Source organism: Paraburkholderia terricola, assembly GCF_003330825.1.
GTDB lineage: Bacteria > Pseudomonadota > Gammaproteobacteria > Burkholderiales > Burkholderiaceae > Paraburkholderia > Paraburkholderia terricola.
Genome location: NZ_CP024941.1, coordinates 780,550 through 802,775, shown reverse-complemented (window position 1 = coordinate 802,775; position 22,226 = coordinate 780,550). Strand labels below are relative to the sequence as shown.

At 64.9% G+C, this 22,226-nt stretch carries 21 protein-coding genes; 18 read left to right on the top strand and 3 right to left on the bottom strand.

Annotated features, from left to right (window positions below; genetic code table 11):
• Positions 1-231: 231 nt before the first annotated feature.
• The 5 genes from CUJ90_RS03485 (at position 232) to CUJ90_RS03465 (ending at position 4,842) form a co-directional block, all read left to right on the top strand.
• Entirely contained in the window at positions 232-885 is a 654-nt protein-coding gene (locus CUJ90_RS03485) for a protein-L-isoaspartate O-methyltransferase family protein (RefSeq protein WP_073431694.1), read from the top strand.
• 81 nt (positions 886-966) lie between these two features.
• A complete protein-coding gene (locus CUJ90_RS03480) occupies positions 967-1,290 on the top strand; it encodes a rhodanese-like domain-containing protein (RefSeq protein WP_114161992.1) in 324 nt (107 codons plus the stop codon).
• Positions 1,291-1,306: 16 nt separating this feature from the next.
• Entirely contained in the window at positions 1,307-2,824 is a 1,518-nt protein-coding gene (locus tag CUJ90_RS03475; RefSeq protein WP_114161991.1) for a TolC family outer membrane protein, read from the top strand.
• Positions 2,825-3,039: 215 nt separating this feature from the next.
• The gene (locus tag CUJ90_RS03470) at positions 3,040-3,507 is read left to right on the top strand and encodes a DUF2844 domain-containing protein (protein WP_114161990.1); all 468 of its coding nucleotides are present in this window, start codon (positions 3,040-3,042) and stop codon (positions 3,505-3,507) included.
• Between the two features lie 27 nt (positions 3,508-3,534).
• Positions 3,535-4,842 (top strand): DUF3443 domain-containing protein, encoded by a 1,308-nt coding sequence (locus CUJ90_RS03465; protein WP_208645233.1) that lies wholly within the window; start codon positions 3,535-3,537, stop codon positions 4,840-4,842.
• 43 nt (positions 4,843-4,885) lie between these two features.
• Here the strand turns inward: CUJ90_RS03465 and aptA are convergent, their stop codons facing one another.
• On the bottom strand, positions 4,886-6,217 hold the full coding sequence (aptA, locus tag CUJ90_RS03460; RefSeq protein WP_114161988.1) for an omega-aminotransferase AptA: 1,332 nt from the start codon (positions 6,215-6,217) through the stop codon (positions 4,886-4,888).
• Between the two features lie 431 nt (positions 6,218-6,648).
• Here aptA and urtA point away from each other — a divergent pair, with 431 nt between their 5' ends.
• The 13 genes from urtA to ureG all read left to right on the top strand — a co-directional run bounded on the left by urtA (position 6,649) and on the right by ureG (position 20,017).
• Positions 6,649-7,947: an urea ABC transporter substrate-binding protein gene (urtA, locus tag CUJ90_RS03455; protein ID WP_083085774.1), complete on the top strand. Its 1,299-nt coding sequence runs from the start codon at positions 6,649-6,651 to the stop codon at positions 7,945-7,947.
• A 140-nt stretch (positions 7,948-8,087) separates the two neighbouring features.
• Positions 8,088-9,734, top strand: a complete 1,647-nt coding sequence (urtB, locus tag CUJ90_RS03450) for an urea ABC transporter permease subunit UrtB (RefSeq protein WP_114161987.1) — start codon at positions 8,088-8,090, stop codon at positions 9,732-9,734.
• Positions 9,734-10,918 carry an urea ABC transporter permease subunit UrtC gene (gene urtC, locus CUJ90_RS03445; RefSeq protein ID WP_073431686.1) on the top strand — a complete coding sequence of 395 codons (1,185 nt, stop codon included), beginning with the start codon at positions 9,734-9,736 and terminating at the stop codon, positions 10,916-10,918. Before urtB ends, urtC begins: the two co-directional genes overlap by 1 nt.
• Positions 10,915-11,778 (top strand): urea ABC transporter ATP-binding protein UrtD, encoded by an 864-nt coding sequence (gene urtD / locus CUJ90_RS03440; RefSeq protein ID WP_114161986.1) that lies wholly within the window; start codon positions 10,915-10,917, stop codon positions 11,776-11,778. Before urtC ends, urtD begins: the two co-directional genes overlap by 4 nt.
• A gap of 976 nt (positions 11,779-12,754) precedes the next feature.
• A complete protein-coding gene (urtE, locus tag CUJ90_RS03435) occupies positions 12,755-13,447 on the top strand; it encodes an urea ABC transporter ATP-binding subunit UrtE (RefSeq protein WP_114161985.1) in 693 nt (230 codons plus the stop codon).
• 105 nt (positions 13,448-13,552) lie between these two features.
• A complete protein-coding gene (locus CUJ90_RS03430; protein ID WP_114161984.1) occupies positions 13,553-14,470 on the top strand; it encodes an urease accessory protein UreD in 918 nt (305 codons plus the stop codon).
• A 228-nt stretch (positions 14,471-14,698) separates the two neighbouring features.
• Positions 14,699-15,502 carry a transporter substrate-binding domain-containing protein gene (locus tag CUJ90_RS03425; protein ID WP_073431682.1) on the top strand — a complete coding sequence of 268 codons (804 nt, stop codon included), beginning with the start codon at positions 14,699-14,701 and terminating at the stop codon, positions 15,500-15,502.
• A gap of 177 nt (positions 15,503-15,679) precedes the next feature.
• Positions 15,680-15,982, top strand: coding sequence for an urease subunit gamma (gene ureA, locus CUJ90_RS03420; protein ID WP_011487082.1), 303 nt, complete (start codon positions 15,680-15,682; stop codon positions 15,980-15,982).
• A 12-nt stretch (positions 15,983-15,994) separates the two neighbouring features.
• The gene (locus CUJ90_RS03415) at positions 15,995-16,300 is read left to right on the top strand and encodes an urease subunit beta (protein WP_114161983.1); all 306 of its coding nucleotides are present in this window, start codon (positions 15,995-15,997) and stop codon (positions 16,298-16,300) included.
• A gap of 55 nt (positions 16,301-16,355) precedes the next feature.
• Positions 16,356-18,062 carry an urease subunit alpha gene (gene ureC, locus CUJ90_RS03410; protein WP_083085768.1) on the top strand — a complete coding sequence of 569 codons (1,707 nt, stop codon included), beginning with the start codon at positions 16,356-16,358 and terminating at the stop codon, positions 18,060-18,062.
• Positions 18,063-18,064: 2 nt separating this feature from the next.
• The gene (ureE, locus tag CUJ90_RS03405) at positions 18,065-18,685 is read left to right on the top strand and encodes an urease accessory protein UreE (protein ID WP_114161982.1); all 621 of its coding nucleotides are present in this window, start codon (positions 18,065-18,067) and stop codon (positions 18,683-18,685) included.
• Positions 18,672-19,352, top strand: coding sequence for an urease accessory protein UreF (locus CUJ90_RS03400; protein WP_073431678.1), 681 nt, complete (start codon positions 18,672-18,674; stop codon positions 19,350-19,352). Before ureE ends, CUJ90_RS03400 begins: the two co-directional genes overlap by 14 nt.
• Before the next feature lie 11 nt (positions 19,353-19,363).
• Complete coding sequence (gene ureG / locus CUJ90_RS03395) at positions 19,364-20,017, top strand: urease accessory protein UreG (RefSeq protein WP_114161981.1); 654 nt, start codon at positions 19,364-19,366, stop codon at positions 20,015-20,017.
• A 4-nt stretch (positions 20,018-20,021) separates the two neighbouring features.
• Here ureG and CUJ90_RS03390 read toward each other — a convergent pair whose 3' ends face one another.
• Positions 20,022-20,771, bottom strand: a complete 750-nt coding sequence (locus CUJ90_RS03390) for a Fic family protein (RefSeq protein ID WP_114161980.1) — start codon at positions 20,769-20,771, stop codon at positions 20,022-20,024.
• Between the two features lie 126 nt (positions 20,772-20,897).
• Positions 20,898-22,208, bottom strand: a complete 1,311-nt coding sequence (gene waaA, locus CUJ90_RS03385) for a lipid IV(A) 3-deoxy-D-manno-octulosonic acid transferase (RefSeq protein ID WP_114161979.1) — start codon at positions 22,206-22,208, stop codon at positions 20,898-20,900.
• Between the last annotated feature and the right edge of the window lie 18 nt (positions 22,209-22,226).

The window sequence follows — 22,226 nt, the reverse complement described above, 5'->3', positions numbered from 1 at the left end:
GCAAGCACCGATCGCTAGGGATTAACACGGAGGCGAGCGGACCGAGCCACGGTCCGCCTCGCGCTGCGGCCGAGCAGCGCACTGCCCGCGGGCGCCGGCCGGGCGTCGCCATTTTGGTACAATCCGGCGGTTACCCTGCCGTGGCTTACGTGCCCGCCGTACCTTGGCGCCGCGAGACCCCGGTCGGAGGCAAAACCGCCAAACCCGCCAAATCAAACCGCCGAATCCATCATGAACATCGAGCAAGCGCGTTTCAACATGATCGAACAGCAGATCCGCCCCTGGGAAGTGCTCGACCAGGACGTGCTGAATCTGCTCTCGATCGTCAAGCGTGAAAATTTCGTCCCCACCGTCTACCGCGATCTGGCTTTCGTCGACTTCGAAGTGCCGCTGCCGGCCGGCCAGCATATGCTGGCGCCGCGCATCGAGGCGCGCGTGCTGCAGGAACTGGCGGTGAAGAAACACGAAAGCGTGCTCGAAATCGGCGCCGGCTCCGGCTACATGGCGGCGCTCCTCGCGCATCGCGCGCAGCACGTGCTGACGGTCGACATCGAACCGGAATTGGCCGAACTGGCCAGGAACAACCTGATCGCCAACGGCGTGCTGAACGCGGAAGTCGCCACCGGCGACGCCTCGCGCGGCTGGGCCGACGCCGCGCCGTACGACGTGATCTGCGTGTCGGGCGGCCTGCCGGTGCTGCCGCAGGACATCCTCGAGCAACTCAAGGTCGGCGGCCGGCTCGCGGCGTTCGTCGGCACCGCGCCGGTCATGAAGGCGCAGATCATCACGCGTATCGACGAGAAGCAGTACCGCATCGCCGACGTGTTCGAAACCTATGTCGAGCCGCTCGTCAACGCCGTGCAGCCGCCGCGTTTCAAGTTCTGATCGGTTCCGATCGGCTCGCTCGCTTGCGTGTTTTTCCGGACGGCCGGCTCGCCGCCGTCACCTGAACTGGATGTCCCGCTGATGCAAAACCTGACCGCTCCCGCGCTCGCCGAATGGCTCGCCGATCCGTCGCGTCCCGCGCCCGTGCTGCTCGACGTGCGCGAGCCGTGGGAAATCCAGACGGCGTCGATCGCCGGCGCCGTGTCGATTCCGATGCGCGAGATTCCCGCGCGCAGCGAGGAACTCGACGACGACGCGCCAATCGTCTGCGTCTGCCATCACGGCGCGCGCAGCGCCCAGGTCGCGATGTTCCTCGAATCGCGCGGCCATGCCAACGTCTTCAATCTGCAAGGCGGGATCGACGCGTGGTCGCGTCAGGTCGATCCGGCCGTCCCCACTTACTGATCGAACGGCCTTGACGATGCGCTGGCGGGTGGCGGTCCTCCTGGCCGCCGTGGCGCTCGCGTGCGCGCTGCCCGCGCTTCCCGCGCGAGCCGTGGGTCTTGCCCAGCTCTACGACGAAGCGCTCGCCAACGACGCGCAACTGCAAAGCGCGCGCGCCGCGCTCGCCGCCAACAGCGAGGAACTGCCGCTCGCCCGCGCCAAACTGCTGCCGCAACTGTCCGCGTCGCTCAACGCGAGCCGTCAGAACACCGATTTCGGCGGCGGCTTTCCCGCTTCCTACGGCAACAGCCACGGCTATGTGCTGTCGCTCACGCAGCCGCTGATTCATGTGGATAGCTGGTACGGCTACGCGCAAGGCAAGCTCGCGGTCGATGCGGCGCAGGCGTCGTTCGCGCAGGCGCGCCAGGACCTGATCGTGCGTCTCGGCGAGGCTTACTTCAACGCGCTCGCCGCGCAGGACAGCGTCGCGATCGCGCGTTCGCAGAAGGCGTCGATCGCGCAGCAGCTCGAACAGGCCAAACGTTCATTCGAGGTGGGCAACACCACCATCACCGACACCAACGAAGCGCAAGCCAAATACGACGAGGCGATCTCGCAGGAGATCGCCGCGCAGAACGATCTCGCGGTGAAGCTGGCCGCGCTGCAGCAGATCGTCGGGCATCCGGTCGAGCATGTCGACGGGCTCGCCGCCGGTACGCCGCTGCCGCCGCCCATGCCCGCGGACATCAACCAGTGGGTCGACGCCGCGACCGACGCCAACTATCAGGTCGTGTCGAAGCAGATCGCGCTGGACAGCGCGCAGCGCGAAACTTCCAAGGCCAGGTCCGGCCATCTGCCGACCGTCGATCTGGTGGCAAGCCGCTCGCGCAGCAGTCTCGGCTCGGCGGGCGCGGGCAACTTCGGCGGTTTCGGCAGCGGCGCGAATTCGCCCGCGGCCGGCACGCCGCCGCTCGCCGCCGGCTTCGGCGGCCTGGGCTCGTACACGAGCAGCGCGATCGGCGTGCAGGTCACAATCCCGCTCTTTGCCGGCGGCGCGACGCAAAGCCGCGTGCGTCAGACGCTCGCGCTCGAGGACCAGGCGTCCGCCGATCTCGACACCGCGCGGCGCAACGCGGCGCTCTCGGCGCGGCAAGCGTTTCTCGGCGTGGTGAGCGGACTCGCGCAGGTGCGCGCGCTGCAAACCGCCGAGCAATCGGCGCGCACGTCGCTCGAATCGAACCTGCTCGGCTATCAGGTCGGCGTGCGGATCAATACCGACGTGCTCAACGCGCAGGATCAGCTATTTTCCGCACGCCGCGATCTGGCGAAGGCGCGCTACGACACGCTGATCAACAGCCTCAAGCTGAAGGCCGCGACGGCGAGTCTCACCGATCAGGACGTGCTGCAGTTGAGCGCACTGCTCTCGCCGGTCGACAACGGTTCGCTGACCGCGTTGCCCCAGGCGCCGACGGTGCCGCATCCGGGTGCGGCGGCCAAAGGCGCGGCGGGCAAGTCGGGACGACACACGATGCCGAACGTGACGACGCCGCGGTAGGTCTCTTTCTTCTTCACCGCTTCCTCTCTTTCCGCGTTGCGCAGTGCACGGTTATTTGTGGCTTCACTAGCCGCAGCCCGACCTTGCACGCTTCGCAACGTCGCGAACACTGCGTAGCCATTGCGCCGCTTCGCGCATCCACCCACGAAATTTCACCCGAATTCCCGGCCAGCGCACAGGCACCATGCTCCGACCTTTTTTGCCGGAGCCGTGTGATGAGCGTTTTGAAGTTCGCAATACTGGCCGCAACGCTGTTGCCGCTCTCCTCGTATGCAACGTTGGGCGGCGCGCCGAGCGCCGGCGCTTCCTCCCAGTCGGCGCCGCGCGCCATGCAGTCGGTCGCCGGCGCATCAGCGGCCGGGGCCGCGCGCGCGGCGTCCTACACCCTGCATCAATCGATCGACGCCAACGGCGTGACGATCCGCGAATACGTGTTGCCTGGCAACGTCGTGTTCGCCGTCACGTGGGACGGGCCGATCCGCCCGGACATGACGGCGCTGCTCGGCAGCTACTTCCCCAACTACGTGAGCGCGGGTCACAGCCGTGCGCGCGGCACGGGGCCGCTCATCGACGGCAACGACGATTTTCGCGTCGAGTCGGCCGGCCGCCTCGGGCGCTTCTTCGGCATGGCTTACCTGCCTCGTCTGATGCCCGCGGGCGTGCGTCCTGGCGATCTCCAATAAGCCCTCCGTCGAATCAGGAAAAACAAAATGAACACATTGAACAAGACGCTGCGGGTCGCCACGGTGGCCGCCACCGTCATATTGACGGCCTGCGGCGCTGGTGGCGGCGACGGCCAGGGCAACAATTCCGTCAGTTGGAATGCAACCCCCGACTGGGTCGGCAACAGCCCCGGCAATTCGGGGAATTCGAACAACGACGGTAACTCGGCGGGCATCAAAACGGAGTCGGACAATACGGTGCCGATCCGCGTCGACAACTCGATGGGCAACCTCAACATGCTGTCGGCCTCGATCACCGTGTGCGTGCCGGGTCAACCGGGTCGGGGGCAATGCGTGACCGTCGACAACATGCTGGTCGACACCGGTTCGACCGGCGTGCGCATTGCGGCCAGCGCGCTTCAGTCGCTCAACCCGAAACTGCTCACGCAAATCGGCGCGCTCGACGATACGACGGGCGCATTCCCGATCGCCGAATGCATGCCGTTCGCCTCGGGCTTCACCTGGGGCTCGGTCAAGCGCGCCGACGTCAAGATCGGCAGCAGGACGGCCAGCAACATTCCGGTCCAGGTGATGGGCGACGGCGCATTCACCACGCCGTCCGACTGCACCGCGCACGGCGGAGCCGACTACAGCACGGCCCGAAGCCTCGGCGCCAATGGCATCCTGGGCATCGGGCACGGCGTCCACGATTCCAAGGACGCGTTGACCACCGCGATACCCGGCAACTACTACTACTGCCCGTCGGCGAACTCGTGCGTCAGCACCCGCGTGAAGGCCGAAAAGCAAGTGATGAACCCGGTTGCCGCATTCAGCGCCGATTACAACGGCACGATCATCCGCTTGCCGGCAGTGCCCGCGAGCGGCCAGGCCTCCGTCACGGGTGAACTGATATTCGGCGTGGGCACGCAGGCCAACAATGCGCTGCCCGCCGACGCCAACATCTTCACGGTGGACACATACGGCTTCCTGACCACCCATTACCAGGGCACCGCGTTCAACTACAGCGCGATCGACAGCGGCACCAACGTGTACGCTTTCGCCGACAGCGCGATTCCCACGACCTCGGATTTCTACACGCCGGCGAGCGCGCTCGACCTGTCGGCAACGATCGAGGCCTCGGCCGGCTCCGGTGCGCCGCTTGCGGTGCCTTTCCAGATCGAGAACGCGCTGAACCTGGCGGCGACCGGCAACGCCGCGTTCAACAACGTGGGGGCGTCCATGTCGTCCGGCCGCTGGTTCCTGTGGGGCTTGCCGTTCTTTTACGGCCGCAGCGTCTACACGGTGATCGGCGACAGCAAGATCGGCACGCTGACCGGTCCGTTCGTCGCGTTCTGATAACCGCATGAATCAGGGAGGCGCTGCTTCGTGGGCGCGCCTCCTACTCCGTCTCCCTCAACACCTCGCCCACCGTCGCAAAGATCTCCTCGATCTGCGCCTCCTCGATAATCAACGGCGGCGAGAACGCCAGAATGTCCCCCGTATAACGCGTCAACACGCCCTTCTCGAAGCAGCGCACGAATACGTCGTAAGCACGCGCGCCGGGCGCGCCGTCACGCGGCGCCAACTCCACCCCGCCCACCAGGCCGAGATTGCGCACGTCGATCACATGCCGCTCGCCGCGCAGTGCGTGAATCGCGTTCTCGAAGACGGGCGCCATCCGCGCGGCCCGTTCGAACAACTGCTCGCGCTCGTATAGATCGATCGTCGCGCAAGCCGCGGCCGCGGCGATCGGATGCCCGGAGTAGGTGTAGCCGTGAAAAAACTCGATGCCGCCCGGCGCGCCGTTCACGATCGAATCGTGAATCCGCGTGCTCGCGGCGACCGCGCCCATCGGCGCGGCGGCGTTGTTGGTGCCCTTGGCCATCGTCAGCAGATCGGGCGTGACGCCGAAGTACTGCGCGGCGAACGGCGCGCCGAGGCGCCCCCAGCCGGTGATCACCTCGTCGAAGATCAGCAGGATGCCGTGCCTGTCGCAAATCTCGCGCAGCCGCTGCAAATAGCCTTGCGGCGGAATCAGCACACCCGTCGAGCCCGCTACCGGTTCGACGATCACCGCCGCAATCGTCGAGGCATCGTGCAGCGTGACGAGCCGCTCGAGTTCGTCGGCGAGATGCGCGCCCCACGCCGGCTGTCCCTTCGAATACGCGGCCTCCTTGAGGTTCAGCGTATGCGGCAAATGATCGACCGCGGGCAGCAGTGCGCCGGAAAACGCCTTGCGGTTCGGCGCGATGCCGCCCACCGAAATGCCGCCGAAGCCCACGCCGTGATAGCCGCGCTCGCGTCCGATGAAGCGCGTGCGCTGCCCTTCGCCACGCGAGCGGTGATAGGCCAGCGCGATCTTCAGCGCGGTATCGACCGCCTCCGAGCCGGAGTTGACGAAGAAAATGTGCTTGAGATCGTGAGGCGTGTGCCGGGCGATTTTCGTGGCGGCTTCGAAAGCCTTGGGATGGCCCATCTGGAAGGTGGGCGCGAAATCCATTTCGGCCGCCTGCGCCTGCACCGCGGCCACGATTTCGTCGCGGCAATGACCGGCGTTGACGCACCATAGCCCGGCCGTACCGTCGAGAATGCGCCGGCCGTCGTGCGACGTGTAGTACATCCCCTTCGCGCTTGCCAGCAGACGCGGCGCGCTCTTGAACTGGCGGTTGGCCGTGAAGGGCATCCAGAAAGCGGACATATCCGGTGGATTGACGCCGGCGTGCTCGGTCATTTCATGTCTCCTGCAAAGCGCCCATGTCGATCGGAGTTCATGCTTCGGCATTCACGCCGGTCCACGCAGCGCGCTCCGGTGCCACGCAAAGCCTGCATGACTGGCCTTTCAGTGTAGGCAAACCGCGGCCCATGCACAAACGCGCGGCGGCCATGCACCGCCGACGCCCGCTGGCCGATGCGCACGCCTCGTCGCGGCGCGGCACGCACCCCAACGAAGCGCACGCCCCCCGCGTGCACCACAACGGCGCCGCAGCGCGCATAACTTACCTCGCTCGCAGCCGCGCCGCAGCGTGAACCGCACGCACTTCCAGTCGAACTTGCCGCATGGCATGTGCCTTGCAGTACAGGAGCGGCAAGTCATACGGGATAGGCAACGCTGACCGAAATCGACGCCCATAAACATTCATCATCAATGGCAAGGGGATACACATGAAACGTCGCAGTCTGTTGAAGTTCGGCTCCATGTCGGGCGCGCTGGCGCTTGCTGGTCAGGTTCCGTTTGCCCAGGCGCAGTCCGGCAGCGGTCCGATCAAGGTGGGGATTCTGCATTCCCTGTCGGGCACGATGGCGATTTCGGAGACCTCGCTGAAGGACACCGCGTTGATGACCATCGCGGAGATCAACAAGAGCGGCGGCGTGATGGGCCGCCAGTTGCAGCCGGTGGTGGTGGACCCGGCGTCGAACTGGCCGCTGTTCGCCGAAAAGGCGCGCCAACTGATCACGCAGGACAAGTGCGCGGTCGTGTTCGGCTGCTGGACCTCGGTGTCGCGCAAGTCGGTGCTGCCGGTGTTCGAGGAACTGAACGGCCTGCTGTTCTATCCGGTGCAGTACGAAGGCGAGGAAATGTCGCGCAACGTGTTCTACACGGGCGCCGCGCCGAATCAGCAGGCGATTCCCGCCACCGAATATCTGATGAGCGCGGAAGGCGGCGGCGCCAAGCGCTTTTTCCTGCTGGGCACCGACTATGTGTACCCCCGCACGACCAACAAGATCCTGCGCGCGTTCCTCAAGTCGAAGGGCGTGCAGGAGGCCGACATCCAGGAGGTCTACACGCCGTTCGGCCACAGCGACTATCAGACCATCGTCGCGAACATCAAGACCTTCTCGCAAGGCGGCAAGACCGCGGTGATCTCGACGGTGAACGGCGATTCGAACGTGCCGTTCTACAAGGAACTCGGCAACCAGGGGCTGAAGGCGTCGGACGTGCCGGTCGTCGCGTTCTCGGTCGGCGAGGAAGAACTGCGCGGCATCGATACCAAGCCGCTGGTCGGCAATCTCGCGGCATGGAACTACTTCATGTCGGTACGCAATCCGGCCAACGAGAAGTTCAAGAAGCAATGGGCCGCGTGGGTCAAGGAGAACAATCTGCCGGGCGGCACCAAGCGCGTGACGAACGACCCGATGGAAGCGACCTTCGTCGGCATTCATATGTGGAAGCAGGCCGTCGAGAAGGCCAAGAGCACGGACGTGGACAAGGTGCGCGTCGCGATGGTCGGCCAGCAGTTCGTCGCGCCGTCGGGCTTCACGCTGGAGATGGACGGCAATCACCATCTGCACAAGCCGGTGATGATCGGCGAAGTGCGCGCCGACGGCCAATTCAACGTGGTGTGGCGCACCAAGACCGCGATTCGCGCGCAGCCGTGGAGCCCGTTCATCGCCGGCAATTCGAGCAAGCCGGACGTGGTCAGCTCGATTCCGGCGTTCCTGAAGCGCGCGCGCGTCGCCTGACCGCACGCCGGATCGTCATGCGGGCGCAGTCGGCCGGCGCGGCGATCCGGTGTGATCGACAGAGGGGCGCGCCCGTCGCGGCCGCGGCTCTCGCGCGCGCGATGCCGCGCCGCCCCGCTGGTTTATCTTCAAAGGCCATCATGGCGTTTTCATTTCCGACGTTTGTACGACCAGGCGCACGGCGCGCCATCGCCGGCGTGGCGCTCGCGCTCCTCGCGCTTCTCGCGGGTGCGCCGCTTGCCGCGTTCGCGCTCGTCCCGGCCGATGTCGCGCCGCTCGCCGCCGACGACTTCGATGCGAAGTCCGCCGCCATCGACAAGCTGATCGCCAACCACGACAAGGAATCGGTCGCGGTGCTCAAGGCGCTCTCCGAAGACAGCGCGCTCGCCACCGATGCCGGCGCCGTGCTGCTGCAAGACGGCGACGCCGCGCGCGACGCGGTCACCGGCAAGACCGTCGCCGCCGGCGACGCGCAACCGGTCACGCTGAACAACCTGCTGCGCTCGAAAGTGGCCGGCGCGCTGTCCGGCCTGCAACTCGATTCGCCGGACAGGGCGACCCGTGAAGCCGCGACCGCCGCGCTGCTGCGCAACCCCGACCCGGCGATCAAGCCGCTGGTCGACGCGGCCCGCGCGAAGGAAACCGATCCCGCGCTGAAGAAGCGCCTCGACACGCTGTGGGCGATGACCGCCCTGCACGACGCCGATCCGGCGAGGCGTCTCGAAGCCGTGCAACTGGTCGCCGCCCGGCACGATCTCGACATGAACGAACTGCTGCGCCCGCTCGTCGCGAAGAAGCCGGACGGCAGCTTCAATGAAGCCGACGAGCGCATCCGCGCGGCCGCGCAAAGCGGCATCGACGAACTCGATGCGATCCAGCGCCGCAGCCAGATCGCCGGCACGCTGTTCGCCGGCTTGTCGCTCGGCAGCGTGCTGCTGCTCGCGGCGCTCGGCCTCGCGATCACGTATGGCCTGATCGGCGTCATCAACATGGCGCACGGCGAATTCCTGATGATCGGCGCGTACGCCACTTACGTCGTGCAGAACCTGTTTCAGCGCTATGCGCCCGGCGCGTTCGACTGGTATCCGCTTCTCGCGGTGCCGGCCTCGTTCGCCGCGGCGGGGCTGGTGGGCATCGTGCTCGAACGGCTGGTGCTGAAGCATCTGTACGGCCGGCCTTTGGAGACTTTGTTGACCACCTTCGGCATCAGCCTGATCCTGATTCAGGCGACGCGCATGCTGTTCGGCGCGCAGAACGTGCAAGTGGTGAACCCGGCGTGGATGAGCGGCGGCGTGACCGTGCTGCCGAATCTGATCCTGCCGTACAACCGCCTCGCGATCCTGGCGTTCTCGCTGATCGTCGTCGGCATCGCGTGGACGGTGCTCACTAAAACGCGCCTCGGCCTCTTCGTGCGCGCCGTCACGCAGAACCGGCGCATGGCCGCGTGCGTCGGCGTGAAGACCGCGCGCGTCGATTCGTATGCGTTCGCGTTCGGCGCGGGCATCGCCGGTTTGGGCGGCTGCGCGTTGTCGCAGATCGGCAATGTCGGACCCGACCTCGGCCAGAGCTACATCATCGATTCGTTCATGGCCGTGGTGCTCGGCGGCGTCGGCCAACTCGCCGGCACGGTAATCGGCGGCTTCGGGCTCGGACTCGTCAGCAAGGCGATCGAACCGTTCTGGGGCGCGGTGCTCGCGAAGATCGCGGTGCTGGTGCTGATCGTGCTGTTCATCCAGAAGCGTCCGCAGGGCATGTTCGCCCTCAAGGGCCGCAGCGCGGAGGCATGATGACATCGGCTACTTCATCGCCCCACGTCGGCACGGCGGGCAGCCGTGCCGCGGCCGGACGCGGCGCCGATTCCGGCTTCGCGCTCGGCTTGCCGCCGCGTCCCGCGCTGTTGTCGCGCCGCGCGTGGCTCGCGCTGATCGCGCTCATCATCGTGTTCGGCCTCGGCGTGCCGTTCGCGACACTCGTGGTGCCGGAGACGAGCCCGCTGCATCTGTCCGCCTACGCGATGACGATCACCGGCAAGTTCATGTGCTACGCGATCGCCGCGCTCGCGCTCGATCTCGTGTGGGGCTACTGCGGCATCCTGAGTCTCGGGCACGCGTTGTTCTTCGCGTTGGGCGGCTACGCGATCGGCATGTACCTGATGCGTTCGATCGGTCACGACGGCAAATACGGCAGCGACCTGCCCGACTTCATGGTGTTTCTCGACTGGCACCAACTGCCCTGGTACTGGCAAGGCACGCAGCATCTCGGCTACGCGCTGCTGCTGGTGGTGCTGGTGCCGGCGGTGGTCGCGTGGGTGTTCGGCTTCTTCACGTTCCGCTCGCGCGTGAAGGGCGTGTACCTGTCGATCATCACGCAGGCGATGACGTTTGCCGCGATGCTGCTGTTCTACCGCAACGAAACGGGTTTCGGCGGCAATAACGGCTTCACCGATTTCAAGCGCATCGGCGGATTTCCGATCACGCATGCGGGCACGCGCACGGCGCTGTTGCTGATCACGTTCGCGGTGCTGATTCTCGCGTTCATCGGCGCGCGGGCAATCGTCACGTCGAAGCTCGGCCGCGTGGTGACCGCGGTGCGCGACGGCGAAACGCGCTTGATGTTCCTCGGTTACAGCCCGCTCGCGTACAAGCTGTTCGTGTGGACCGTGTCCGCCGTCTTGTGCGGAATCGCCGGCGCGTTGTACGTGCCACAGGTCGGCATCATCAATCCCGGCGAGATGTCGCCGGGCAACTCGATTGAAATGGCGATCTGGGTCGCCGTGGGCGGACGCGGCACGCTGATCGGGCCGATCGTCGGCGCGTTCGCGGTGAATGGCGCGAAGAGCTTTTTCACGGCGAACTTCCCTGAATACTGGCTGTTCTTTCTTGGTCTGATTTTCGTGCTGGTTCCGCTGTTCCTGCCGAACGGCATCATGGGGCTGATCGACATCGTGACGCGCAAGAGGAACCGTTCATGAACGAAAACCCGATGGTTCCCGACTTGGCATTACCGGAACAACCCGCTGAACATTCGTTGAGCGGCGTCGCGAGCATGGGGCACGCGGTGGTGCCGGGGCAAATCGACATCTCGCACGGCACGATTCTGTACCTTGAAGACGTGACCGTGAGTTTCGACGGTTTTCGCGCGTTGAATGCGCTGACGCTTTCCATCGACGCCGGGGAACTGCGTTGCATCATCGGCCCGAATGGCGCGGGCAAGACCACGATGATGGATGTGATTACCGGCAAGACCGAGCCCGATTCGGGCAAGGTTTTTCTGGGGCAGTCGATCGATCTCACGCGCATGAATGAACCTTCTATTGCGCGTGCCGGGATCGGGCGCAAGTTTCAGAAGCCGACGGTGTTCGAGCAGCATCCCGTGTGGGAGAACCTCGAGTTGGCGATGAAGGCTGACAAGGGGTGGTGGTCGTCGTTACGGGCGCGGTTGGATCGCGAGGCGCAGGCGCGGATTGAAGAGACGCTTTTGTTGATCGGGCTCGAGAGTGAGGCGCGGCGGCTGGCCGGCGAGTTGTCGCATGGGCAGAAGCAGCGGCTCGAGATTGGGATGTTGCTGATGCAGCAACCGGCGTTGTTGTTGCTCGATGAGCCTGCGGCTGGGATGACTGATGACGAGACCATGCGGTTGGCTGAATTGCTCAATCATTTGCGGGGGACTTGTTCGATGATGGTTGTCGAGCATGATATGGAGTTTGTCGCTGCTTTGGCCGGCGAGGCCGGGAAGGTTACTGTCATGGCCGAAGGGCGTGTTTTGGCGCATGGGAGTTTGGATGAGGTGAAGAGGGATGAGACTGTTATTGAGTCTTATCTTGGGAGGTGAGGGCTGATTTTTTTGTTCTCTGGTTTTTTTTGTTCTCTGGTCTTTCTGTTCTCTGATTTTTTGGCCTTTACTTGATTTGTTAGTGGTCTATTAGCGTTGCCCCTGTGCGGGGCGGCACCTACTTTTCTTTGCCGGCCGCAAAGAAAAGTAGGCAAAAGAAAGCGGCTCACACCGCTAATTTTTAAGTGGATCCCCTGGCTTGGAGGGGATCGTGGTGCATCTGGAATCCGTGCTCTCGCGCACTCCGCGCTCGTGACAAGGCAGTCATACTTCCCGCCTCGCGCTCCGCGCTCGGCGGAAGGGTCTGCCCGCAAACCAACGGCTTCGTTTGTGCGCGTGGGGGCCGTCGGCTTCGCCTCGGCGTGGCGCTAAATGTGTGCGCAGAGCCAGGCACGAGTTGAATGGAAGCACCGCTTAGCCCAGAAGCGGCGCATAACTTGACGAAGTTTCGCTTAGCCTCAAAAGCAGTGCATGGTTCGATGAAACACCACTTAGCCCCAGAAGCTGCACGTGATTTGATGAAGTACCGCTTAGCGCCAGAAGCAGCGCATGGTTCGATGAAGTACCGCTTAACCCCAAGAGCGCCGCGGGGTTTGATGAAGCACCGCTTAGCCCCAAAAGCGCCGCATGGTTCGACGAAGTACCACTTAACCCCAAGAGCGCCGCGGGGTTTGATGAAGCACCGCGACGGCGCGCGCAGCGTCGCCGGAAGAATGACTGCTTTGTCACGAACGCGGAGTGTGCGAGAGCACGGATTCCAGATGCACCACGATCCCCTCCAAGCCAGGGGACCCACTTAAAAGTTAGCGGTTTGAGCCGCTTTCTTTTGCCTACTTTTCTTTGCGGCCGGCAAAGAAAAGTAGGTGCCGCCCCGCACAGGGGCAACGCTAATAGACCACTAACAAATCAAGAGACCACAAACAAATCAAGCAAAGGCCACCACAGCAAAAACCCCACCCCAACGGACGTTCAAAAAATGCTAGAAGTACAAAACCTAAACCAGTACTACGGCGGCAGCCACATCCTAAGAGACGTGAAGCTCACAGTGCCAGCCGGCAAACTAACAGTCCTATTGGGCCGCAACGGCGTAGGCAAGACAACCTTGCTGAGATGCCTGATGGGCGTAGTCCAAACCAAAAGCGGCTCGATCACCTGGCGTGACACGCCCATCACCAAACTCCCCACCTACTCGCGAGTAGAAAAAGGCCTGGCCTACGTCCCCCAAGGCCGCGACATCTTCCCGCGGCTAACGGTCGAGGAAAACCTGCTAGTGGGCGCCGCCAGCAAAAAAGCCCCAAGAAAAATCCCCGACCGCATCTACGAACTATTCCCCGTCCTGAAGGACATGCGCACCCGTCGCGGCGGCGATCTGTCCGGCGGTCAGCAACAACAACTCGCGATCGGCCGCGCGCTCATGAGCGATCCGCAACTGCTCATTCTCGACGAACCCACCGAAGGCATTCAGCCGTCGATCATTCAGGACATCGGCCGCACGCTGCGTCAACTGATCGAGGAAATGGGCATGACGGTACTGCTCGTCGAACAGTATTACGACTTCGCGAAAGACATCGCGGACCGCTATTGGGTCATGAGCCGCGGTGAAATCATCGCGGGCGGCGAAGGCGCCAACATGGACGCGGACGGCGTGCGCACACTCATCGCCGTGTGACGGATATGAGCCAACCCGCGTGCTATTCTCGCCGCATGCCGGGGCAACGCGGCTCACTCGCATAGGCACGCTCCGCCTCACTCCGTCCACCGCAAGTCCATTCGCATGTCGCTTCACGAAAACCACATCACGCTCGCGAGCGCGCCAGCCGACACGCAAACCGGCACGCAATCCGGCACCCAAGCCGGCGCCCATTCGCAATGGCGCGCGCGTCTCGAACTCGGCTTCGTCAAGCACGACCAACGCACCACGCTCAAGCATCGGCTGCACGATGGACCGCTGCGCGTGCAACGGCCGCTCTATCCCGAAGGCCATGCGATCTGTCATGCGGTGATCGTGCATCCGCCAGGCGGCATCGCGGGCGGCGATCAGCTCGATATCGACGTGGCCGTCGGCGCCGGCGCGCATGCCGTCATCACCACGCCTGGCGCGACCAAGTGGTACAAGTCCAATGGACGCGCCGCGCAGCAAACCATCGCCGTGCGCGTCGGCGAGCACGCGAGGCTCGACTGGCTGCCGCAGAACAATATCGTTTTCGATCACGCGAACGCGATGCTCGATTTCTCGCTGACACTGAGCGAAGGCGCGACCGCCCTCGGCTGGGATGCGACGCAACTCGGGCGGCAAGCGGCCGGTGAGCGGTGGTCGGCGGGACGCTTGCAGGCGGTGTCGCGCATCGTGGGCGCGAATGGCGAACTGCTGTGGCTCGAACGCGCGAGCCTCACCGCCGACGATCCGCTGCGCGATGCCGCGCAAGGGCTGGCCGGCTTTCCGGCATATGGCGCGCTGTGGGCGCTCGGCGCCGCTTGCGACGATGCGCTCGCCGAAGCGCTCACCGCGCAACTACCGTTCGACGATACGCTGCGCGCGGCGGCCTCCTGCGTCACGCAAGGCGTGCTACTCGTGCGAGCGGTGTCGCGTTCCATGGAGACGCTGCAAAACGCGTTGACGACGTGCTGGCTTCAACTCAGGCCGGTCGTGCATGGTGTCGATGCGGTGCCGCTAAGAATCTGGTCCACCTGATTCGCTTCATGGCTCGTGCCGCTGCATCGAGCCTTTCACCGCCGTAAGCACAGCAGCGCACCAAGCCGAGGCATTCGCGAGCCCCAACCCGGTGCGCGGCCGCGCCTTACGTCCAGCAAGCGCATGCTGCACCGGCATGGCACACACCTTGCGTTGAGAACCGTCACGATGCTGCCGCGTCCTGACGGCAGCCGACCGGCTTGCCGCCACCACCACCGCTCACATCACATGAACCGATCGACTCTTCGCCCCGCGCGTCGCGCCTGGCTCGCCGCACTGCTGCTCTCGCCCGTCCTCGCGCTCAATGCGCCCGCCGCTCACGCGGACACGCTCGACAACATCGCCAAGGCCGGCGTGCTGAAAGTCGCCGTGCCGGAAGACTATCCGCCGTTCGGTTCGGTCGGCGCGGACATGAAGCCGCAAGGCTACGACATCGAGACCGCCGCCCTGCTCGCGAAGTCGATGAACGTGAAGCTCGAACTGGTGCCCGTCAACAGCGCGAACCGCATTCCGTATCTGCAAACCGGCAAGGTCGATCTGGTGATCTCGTCGCTCGGCAAGACGCCGGATCGCGAGAAGGTCATCGATTTCTCGACCGCCTACGCGCCGTATTACCAGGGCGTGTTCGGTCCCGCCGACGTCAAGGTCGCCGGCCCCGCCGATCTCACCGGCAAGACGGTCGGCGCGACGCGCGGCGCGCTCGAGGAAATCGGTCTCACGCAAATGGCGCCGAACGCCACGATCAAGCGCTTCGAGGACAACAACGCGACCATCGCCGCGTTCCTGTCCGGCCAGGTGCAACTGATCGCCGCCGGCAATATCGTCGCCGCCGCGATTCTCGCGAAGAATCCGCCGCGCCGCCCGGAGCCGAAGTTCGTCATCAAGAATTCGCCATGCTTCGTCGGCATGAACAAGAACGAAGCGCGCCTGCAGCAGAAAGTGAACGCCGCGCTCGCGCAAGCCAAGCAGGACGGCACGCTCAACACGATGTCGAAGAAGTGGTTCGGCGCGGCGCTGCCGACCGATCTGTAAGCGCGTCGTTAGCCAAACTTGATAGCGTGGCGGGCTTATCCGGCATTGCACTTGTCGTGGCCGCATCCCGTGCGTAGCATGCGATCGCGGCCATGACACGCAGCGCCTAACCTTGCCACAGCCGGCCCCGCCCAGGCCCGGCGCAATCCAACGCACCCATTCGACGAAGCTGACTCGATGAAGCTGACACCCCGCGAGAAGGACAAGCTGCTGATCTTCACCGCCGCGCTGCTCGCCGAACGGCGCCGCGCACGCGGCCTCAAACTGAATTACCCGGAAGCGATCGCCTTCATCACCGCCGCGCTGATGGAAGCGGCCCGCGACGGCAAGACCGTCGCCGAGGTCATGCACTACGGCACCACGCTGCTCACGCGCGACGACGTGATGGAAGGCGTGCCGGAGATGATCCCCGACATCCAGGTCGAAGCCACCTTCCCCGACGGCACCAAGCTCGTCACCGTTCATCACCCGATCCCCTAACAGGCAGGCTCCATGATTCCCGGCGAACTCCTGATCGACGACGGCGAACACGAACTCAACGCGGGCCGCGCCACCGTCACCGTGGTGGTGTCGAATACCGGCGACCGGCCGGTGCAGATCGGCTCGCACTATCACTTCTACGAAGTGAACGCGGCGCTCGCCTTCAACCGCGAAACGGCGCGCGGCTTCCGCCTCAACATCGCGGCGGGCACCGCCGTGCGCTTCGAGCCGGGTCAGGAACGCACCGTCGAACTGGTCGAACTGGCGGGCGATCGCGTCGTCTACGGCTTCAACGGCAAGGTGATGGGCAAGCTGTGATGCGCCGCTTGCGCGCGCTTGCCCTGACCGCCCCGCTCATTTCCGGATCCACACCATGACCCTACGCATTGGCCGCCGCGCATACGCGGAAATGTTCGGCCCCACCACCGGCGACCGCGTGCGCCTCGCCGATACCGAACTGCTGATCGAAGTCGAGCGCGACTTCACCACCTACGGCGAAGAAGTGAAATTCGGCGGCGGCAAAGTGATTCGCGACGGCATGGGCCAGTCGCAACGCGTGCATGCCGACGTGGTCGATACCGTCGTGACGAACGCGGTGATTCTCGATCACTGGGGCATCGTCAAGGCCGACATCGGCATCAAGAACGGCCGCATTGCCGCGATCGGCAAGGCGGGCAATCCCGACATCCAGCCGAACGTGACGATTGCGATCGGCGCGGCCACCGAGGTGATCGCCGGCGAAGGCCTGATCGTCACGGCGGGCGGCATCGACACGCACATTCACTTCATCAGCCCGCAGCAGATCGAGGAAGCACTCGCGAGCGGCGTGACGACGATGCTCGGCGGCGGCACCGGCCCCGCGACCGGCACCAACGCGACGACCTGCACGCCGGGGCCGTGGCATCTCGAACGCATGCTGCAAGCGGCCGACGGCTATCCGATGAATCTCGGCTTTCTCGGCAAGGGCAATGTGAGCCAGCCGCAACCGGCCCTCGAGCAGATCGCGGCGGGCGCGATCGGTTTGAAGCTGCACGAGGACTGGGGCACGACGCCGGCCGCGATCGACAACTGCCTCTCCGTCGCCGACGACACCGACACGCAAGTCGCGATTCACACGGACACGCTGAACGAAGCCGGTTTTGTCGAAGCGACCGTGGCCGCGTTCAAGGGCCGCACGATTCACACGTATCACACGGAAGGCGCGGGCGGCGGCCACGCGCCGGACATCATCAAGGTGTGCGGCGAGGCGAACGTGCTGCCTTCGTCCACCAATCCGACGCGCCCGTACACCGTCAATACGCTCGAAGAGCATCTCGACATGCTGATGGTGTGCCACCACCTGGACCCCTCGATCGCGGAAGACATCGCGTTCGCCGAATCGCGAATTCGCCGCGAGACCATCGCCGCCGAGGACATCCTGCACGATCTCGGCGCGCTGTCGATGCTCTCGTCCGATTCGCAGGCGATGGGCCGCGTGGGCGAAGTGATCATCCGCACGTGGCAGACCGCGCACAAGATGAAGGTGCAACGCGGCGCGCTGGCCGAGGACAACGCCCGCAACGACAACTTCCGTGCGAAACGTTACGTCGCGAAGTACACGATCAACCCGGCGATCACGCACGGCATCGCGCATGAAGTCGGTTCGATCGAGCCGGGCAAGTGGGCCGACCTGGTGTTCTGGGAGCCGGCGTTTTTCGGCATCAAGCCGTCGCTGATCCTGAAGGGCGGCATGATCGCGATGGCGCAAATGGGCGACCCGAACGCGTCGATTCCGACGCCGCAGCCGGTCCACTATCGCGAGATGTTCGCGACGCGCGGCGGCGCGCTCGGGCGCACGTCGTTGACCTTCGTCTCGCGGATGGCGGCCGATGCGGGCGTCGGCGAGCGCTATGGCCTGAACAAGCGTATCGTTGCCGTGAAGAACTGCCGCAACATCTCGAAGGCGGACATGATTCACAACGCGTGGCGCCCCAGCATCAGCGTCGATCCGGAAACCTATCAGGTGATCGCCGACGGTCAGTTGCTGACCTGCGAACCGGCCACCGTGCTGCCGATGGCGCAACGCTACTTCCTGTTCTGACCATGCGCACCATCGACAAACTGATTGCCCCGCATCTGAAGCTCGCGCCCGTGCTGGTGAAGCGCGCGCCGACCTTGACGCTCGCGTTCGACGAACGCCGCAAGAGCCGGCTCGCGGCAACGCTCGATAACGGCGAGGAAGTCGCGCTGCTGTTGCCGCGCGGCACGGTGTTGCGCGACGGCGATGTGCTGGTCGCCGACGACGGCGGTCTGGTGCGGGTGATCGCGGCGCCGGAAGCGGTGCTGTATGTTCGCGCGAAAGATGGGTTGACGCTGACGCGCGCCGCTTATCACCTCGGCAATCGTCATACGCCGGTGGAAGTCGGCGCGGACTATCTGAAGCTCGAATACGATCCGGTGCTGGCCGATATGCTCAAGCGCATCGGCGCGACCGTCGATCAGGTATCGATGCCGTTTCAGCCGGAGTCGGGCGCGTATGGCGGCGGCCACAAGCACGGTCACGACGAGACGTTCGCTGAAGACTATGCGTTGGCGCAGCAGGTGTTCGGTGAGCATCACGGGCATGAGCATTCGCATGAGCATGACCCTGCGCACGACCACGGCGATCACGTCCACGACGAATCGTGCGGCCACGGGCATCACCACCATCATGCGCATCGCTGAACTCACGGCGCTGCTGCATCTCGCGTCGCCGGCGCTGCCGATCGGCGCATTCAGCTACTCGCAGGGACTCGAAGCGGCGATCGAAGCGCAACTGATCACCGACGCGGACTCGGCCCGCGACTGGATCGCGAGCGGCCTGACCGACGTGCTCGCTCACGGCGAGCTGCCGTTTCTCGCGCATCAAATGGAACGCTGGCGCGCGCATGATGCAGCCGGCCTCGCGCAAGCCAACAGCGAATTCCTTGCGAGCCGCGAATCGGCGGAATTGAGGCGTGAAACCGGGCAGATGGGCTGGTCGCTGCGGCAACTGTGCGTCTCGCTCGAATGGGGCGATGCAGCGAGGCGCGACACGCTCGCCGCGATGACGCCGCTCGCGCAGCCCACGGCTTTCGCCTTCGCCGCCTACGCGCACGACACGGCCGTCGACGCCGCACTGGCCGCTTACGCTTTTAGCTGGGTGGAAAACCAGGCCGCCGCCGCGTTGAAGGCCGTGCCTTTGGGCCAACTCGCGGGCCAACGCATCATCGTCGCGCTGCGCGAGCCGATCGACGCCGCCGTCACGCGCGCCCTGGCGACGACGCCCGCCGACATCAACACCTTCGCGCCGCAGTTAGGCATTCTCTCGGCGCGTCACGAGTCGCAGTATTCGCGGCTCTTTCGCTCATAAGACGATCCATCATGAACGCACCTCATCATCCTGCCCACTCGTCCGCCCGCACGAAGAAACTGCCGCCGCTGCGCGTGGGCGTCGGCGGCCCGGTCGGCTCGGGCAAGACCACGCTGCTCGAAATGCTCTGCAAGGCGATGCGCGAGCAGTACGACCTCGTCGCGATCACCAACGACATCTATACGAAAGAGGACCAGCGTCTGCTGACGGTGGCGGGCGCCTTGTCCGCCGAGCGGATCATGGGCGTCGAAACGGGCGGCTGCCCGCATACGGCGATTCGCGAGGACGCGTCGATCAACCTCGAAGCCGTCGATCGCATGCTGACGCGTTTTCCCGATGCCGACATCGTGTTCATCGAATCGGGCGGCGACAATCTCGCGGCGACCTTCAGCCCGGAACTGTCGGACCTGACCATCTACGTGATCGACGTGGCGGGCGGCGAGAAAATTCCGCGCAAGGGCGGCCCCGGCATCACGAAGTCGGATCTGCTGGTGATCAACAAGACGGACCTCGCGCCGATGGTCGGCGCGAACCTCGACGTGATGGCATCGGACGCGAAGAAGATGCGCGGCGAACGGCCCTTCGTGATGTGCAATCTGAAGGCGCTCGACGGGCTCGCGGAGGTGGTGAGGTTTATCGAGGCGAAGGGGTTGTTGAAGGTTTGAGGCGTTACTCGCCCGGATGACACTCGAGCAAGAACGCCATCATCTCCGTCGCGTCTTTCGACAGATAAAAGCGCACCATCTTTTCGTTGAAGTCACCGGCGCGCTGCGCCGGCACACTGATCGCGTCGATGCCGTTCGACATCAGCACGCCGTTCATCATGAAACGTGAGGTGCGCTTGTTGCCGTCGAAGAAAAACTGCTGCAACGCGCCGAACAGGAAGAAAGCGCAGCCGCGTTCGAACGCGTTGGGCACCTGATCGGTCAGCGCACGCGCGCCCGCGGCAAAAACGCGATTCAGTTCGGGGGCGCCCGGCAAGGTGGGCAACGGCGTGTGCCGCCCCGCCTCACCCAACGCAACGTCAGGTGTATAGCGCGTTTCCTCGCCTTCTCCTCGGAATACGCCCCACTCAAGCGTCTCGTTACGTGCAACGAGACGATGCAGGTCGCAAAACGTCGGCTTGTCGAGCGCGAACCGCCCCGTCTGCACAATGGCCAGCAGATGCTTCGAACTCTCCGCGAGGTTCAGGATCTGTTCGTGATCGGAGATTTTCCGGCCACCGACCGTGACGCCGTCGAGCAGCGTTTTTACCTCGGGAAACGTGAAGGGATTGCCTTCGAGCACACTCGCGTCCCACACGAATTCCGGCAGCATTCGATGAAAACGGAAGCACACCCGTTTGATCGAATGGGCGGGAATGTCTTGTGGAATCGCGGCGCGATCCCATTGAAAGCCGAGGTCGGTGAAGAGCGTCATCGCAGGCGGAAGAAGAAACAGTTCAAGTCTTAGGGCCAGCGCAGCGCGTGCCCGATGTTCGCAGAATATATTATTTATCGACGCTCGAAACCTGAGCCACGCACGGCATCTCGCGAGCGATGCCCCTCACTCCGGCAACACCGCCATCAACACATCCACCGTCCGCGCGGTCGCTCCACGATGCCGAGCGGCGAACGCCGAAGCCGCGCCGCCCATCGCCAGCCGTCGCGCCCTGTCGTTGAACAGCTCGCGCAATGCCCGCGCCAGATCGGCCGGGTCTTGCACCTGCACCGCGGCGCCCGCCGCGACCGCATCCGCGGTGGCCTGCGTGAAGTTGAACACGTGCGGCCCGATCAGCACCGGCACGCCCACCGCGCACGCCTCGATCAGGTTCTGTCCGCCGAGCGGCAACAAGCTGCCGCCGATAAACGCCAGATCGGCAGCGGCATAGTAAGCACCCAGCTCGCCCATCGAATCGCCGAGCAGCACGTTGACTTCAGCGGGCAACGCAGGCACGTCGCCCAACACGCCCGCGCCCGACGCCACCTGCGCCGCCGGCGCCCAACCCGAACGCCGCTCCAGCCGCAGCCCCGCTTTCTCGACCAGCGCCGCCACTTCGTTGAACCGCTGCGGATGACGCGGCACCAGGATCAGCAACGCATCGTCGACGCCGAGCGCCGCGAACGCCTGCAGCACCAGTTGCTCCTCGCCTTCACGCGTACTCGCCGCGACCCACACCGGCCGCGCGCCGATCGCAGCACGCCACGCATGGCCGCGCGCCGCCAGCTCGGGCGGCGTGCTCATGTCGAACTTCAGATTGCCGAGCACCGCGACGTTGCGCGCGCCGAGCGCGGTGAGCCGCTCCGCATCCGACGGACTCTGCGCCAGCACGCGCGCAAAGCCGCCGAACACGCCCTTGGCCGCCTGGCCGAAATTCGCCGCGCGCCCGAACGAGCGCGCCGACATCCGCGCATTGGTCAGCACCAGCGGCACGTCCGCGCGACGGCATTCGTCGATCAGCGTCGGCCACACTTCGGTTTCCATCACGAGACCCAACGACGGCCGCCATGTCCGCAAGAAACGCCGCACCGCATGCGGCATGTCGTAGGGCAAATAGCTGCGCAACACGCGGTCGCCGAAAATCTGCTCGCCGGTGGCGCGACCGCTCGGCGTCATATGGGTCAACAGGATGCGCGCATCGGGGCGCGCCTTGATCAGCGCGTCGATCAGCGGTTGCGCGGCGCGCGTCTCGCCCACCGACACCGCATGCACCCAGATCAACGGCGCGCTGTCTTCGGGCAGCCGCCCGCGCGCATAACCGAAGCGCTCGCCGATATGCTCGCGATAGCCGCGCTCCTTGCGCGAACGGATCAAAAGACGCAGCACCGCCAGCGGCGCGACGATCCACCAGAGCGCGTTATAAACCGCCCTCAGCATCGGGGCTCCGCGTTGCTG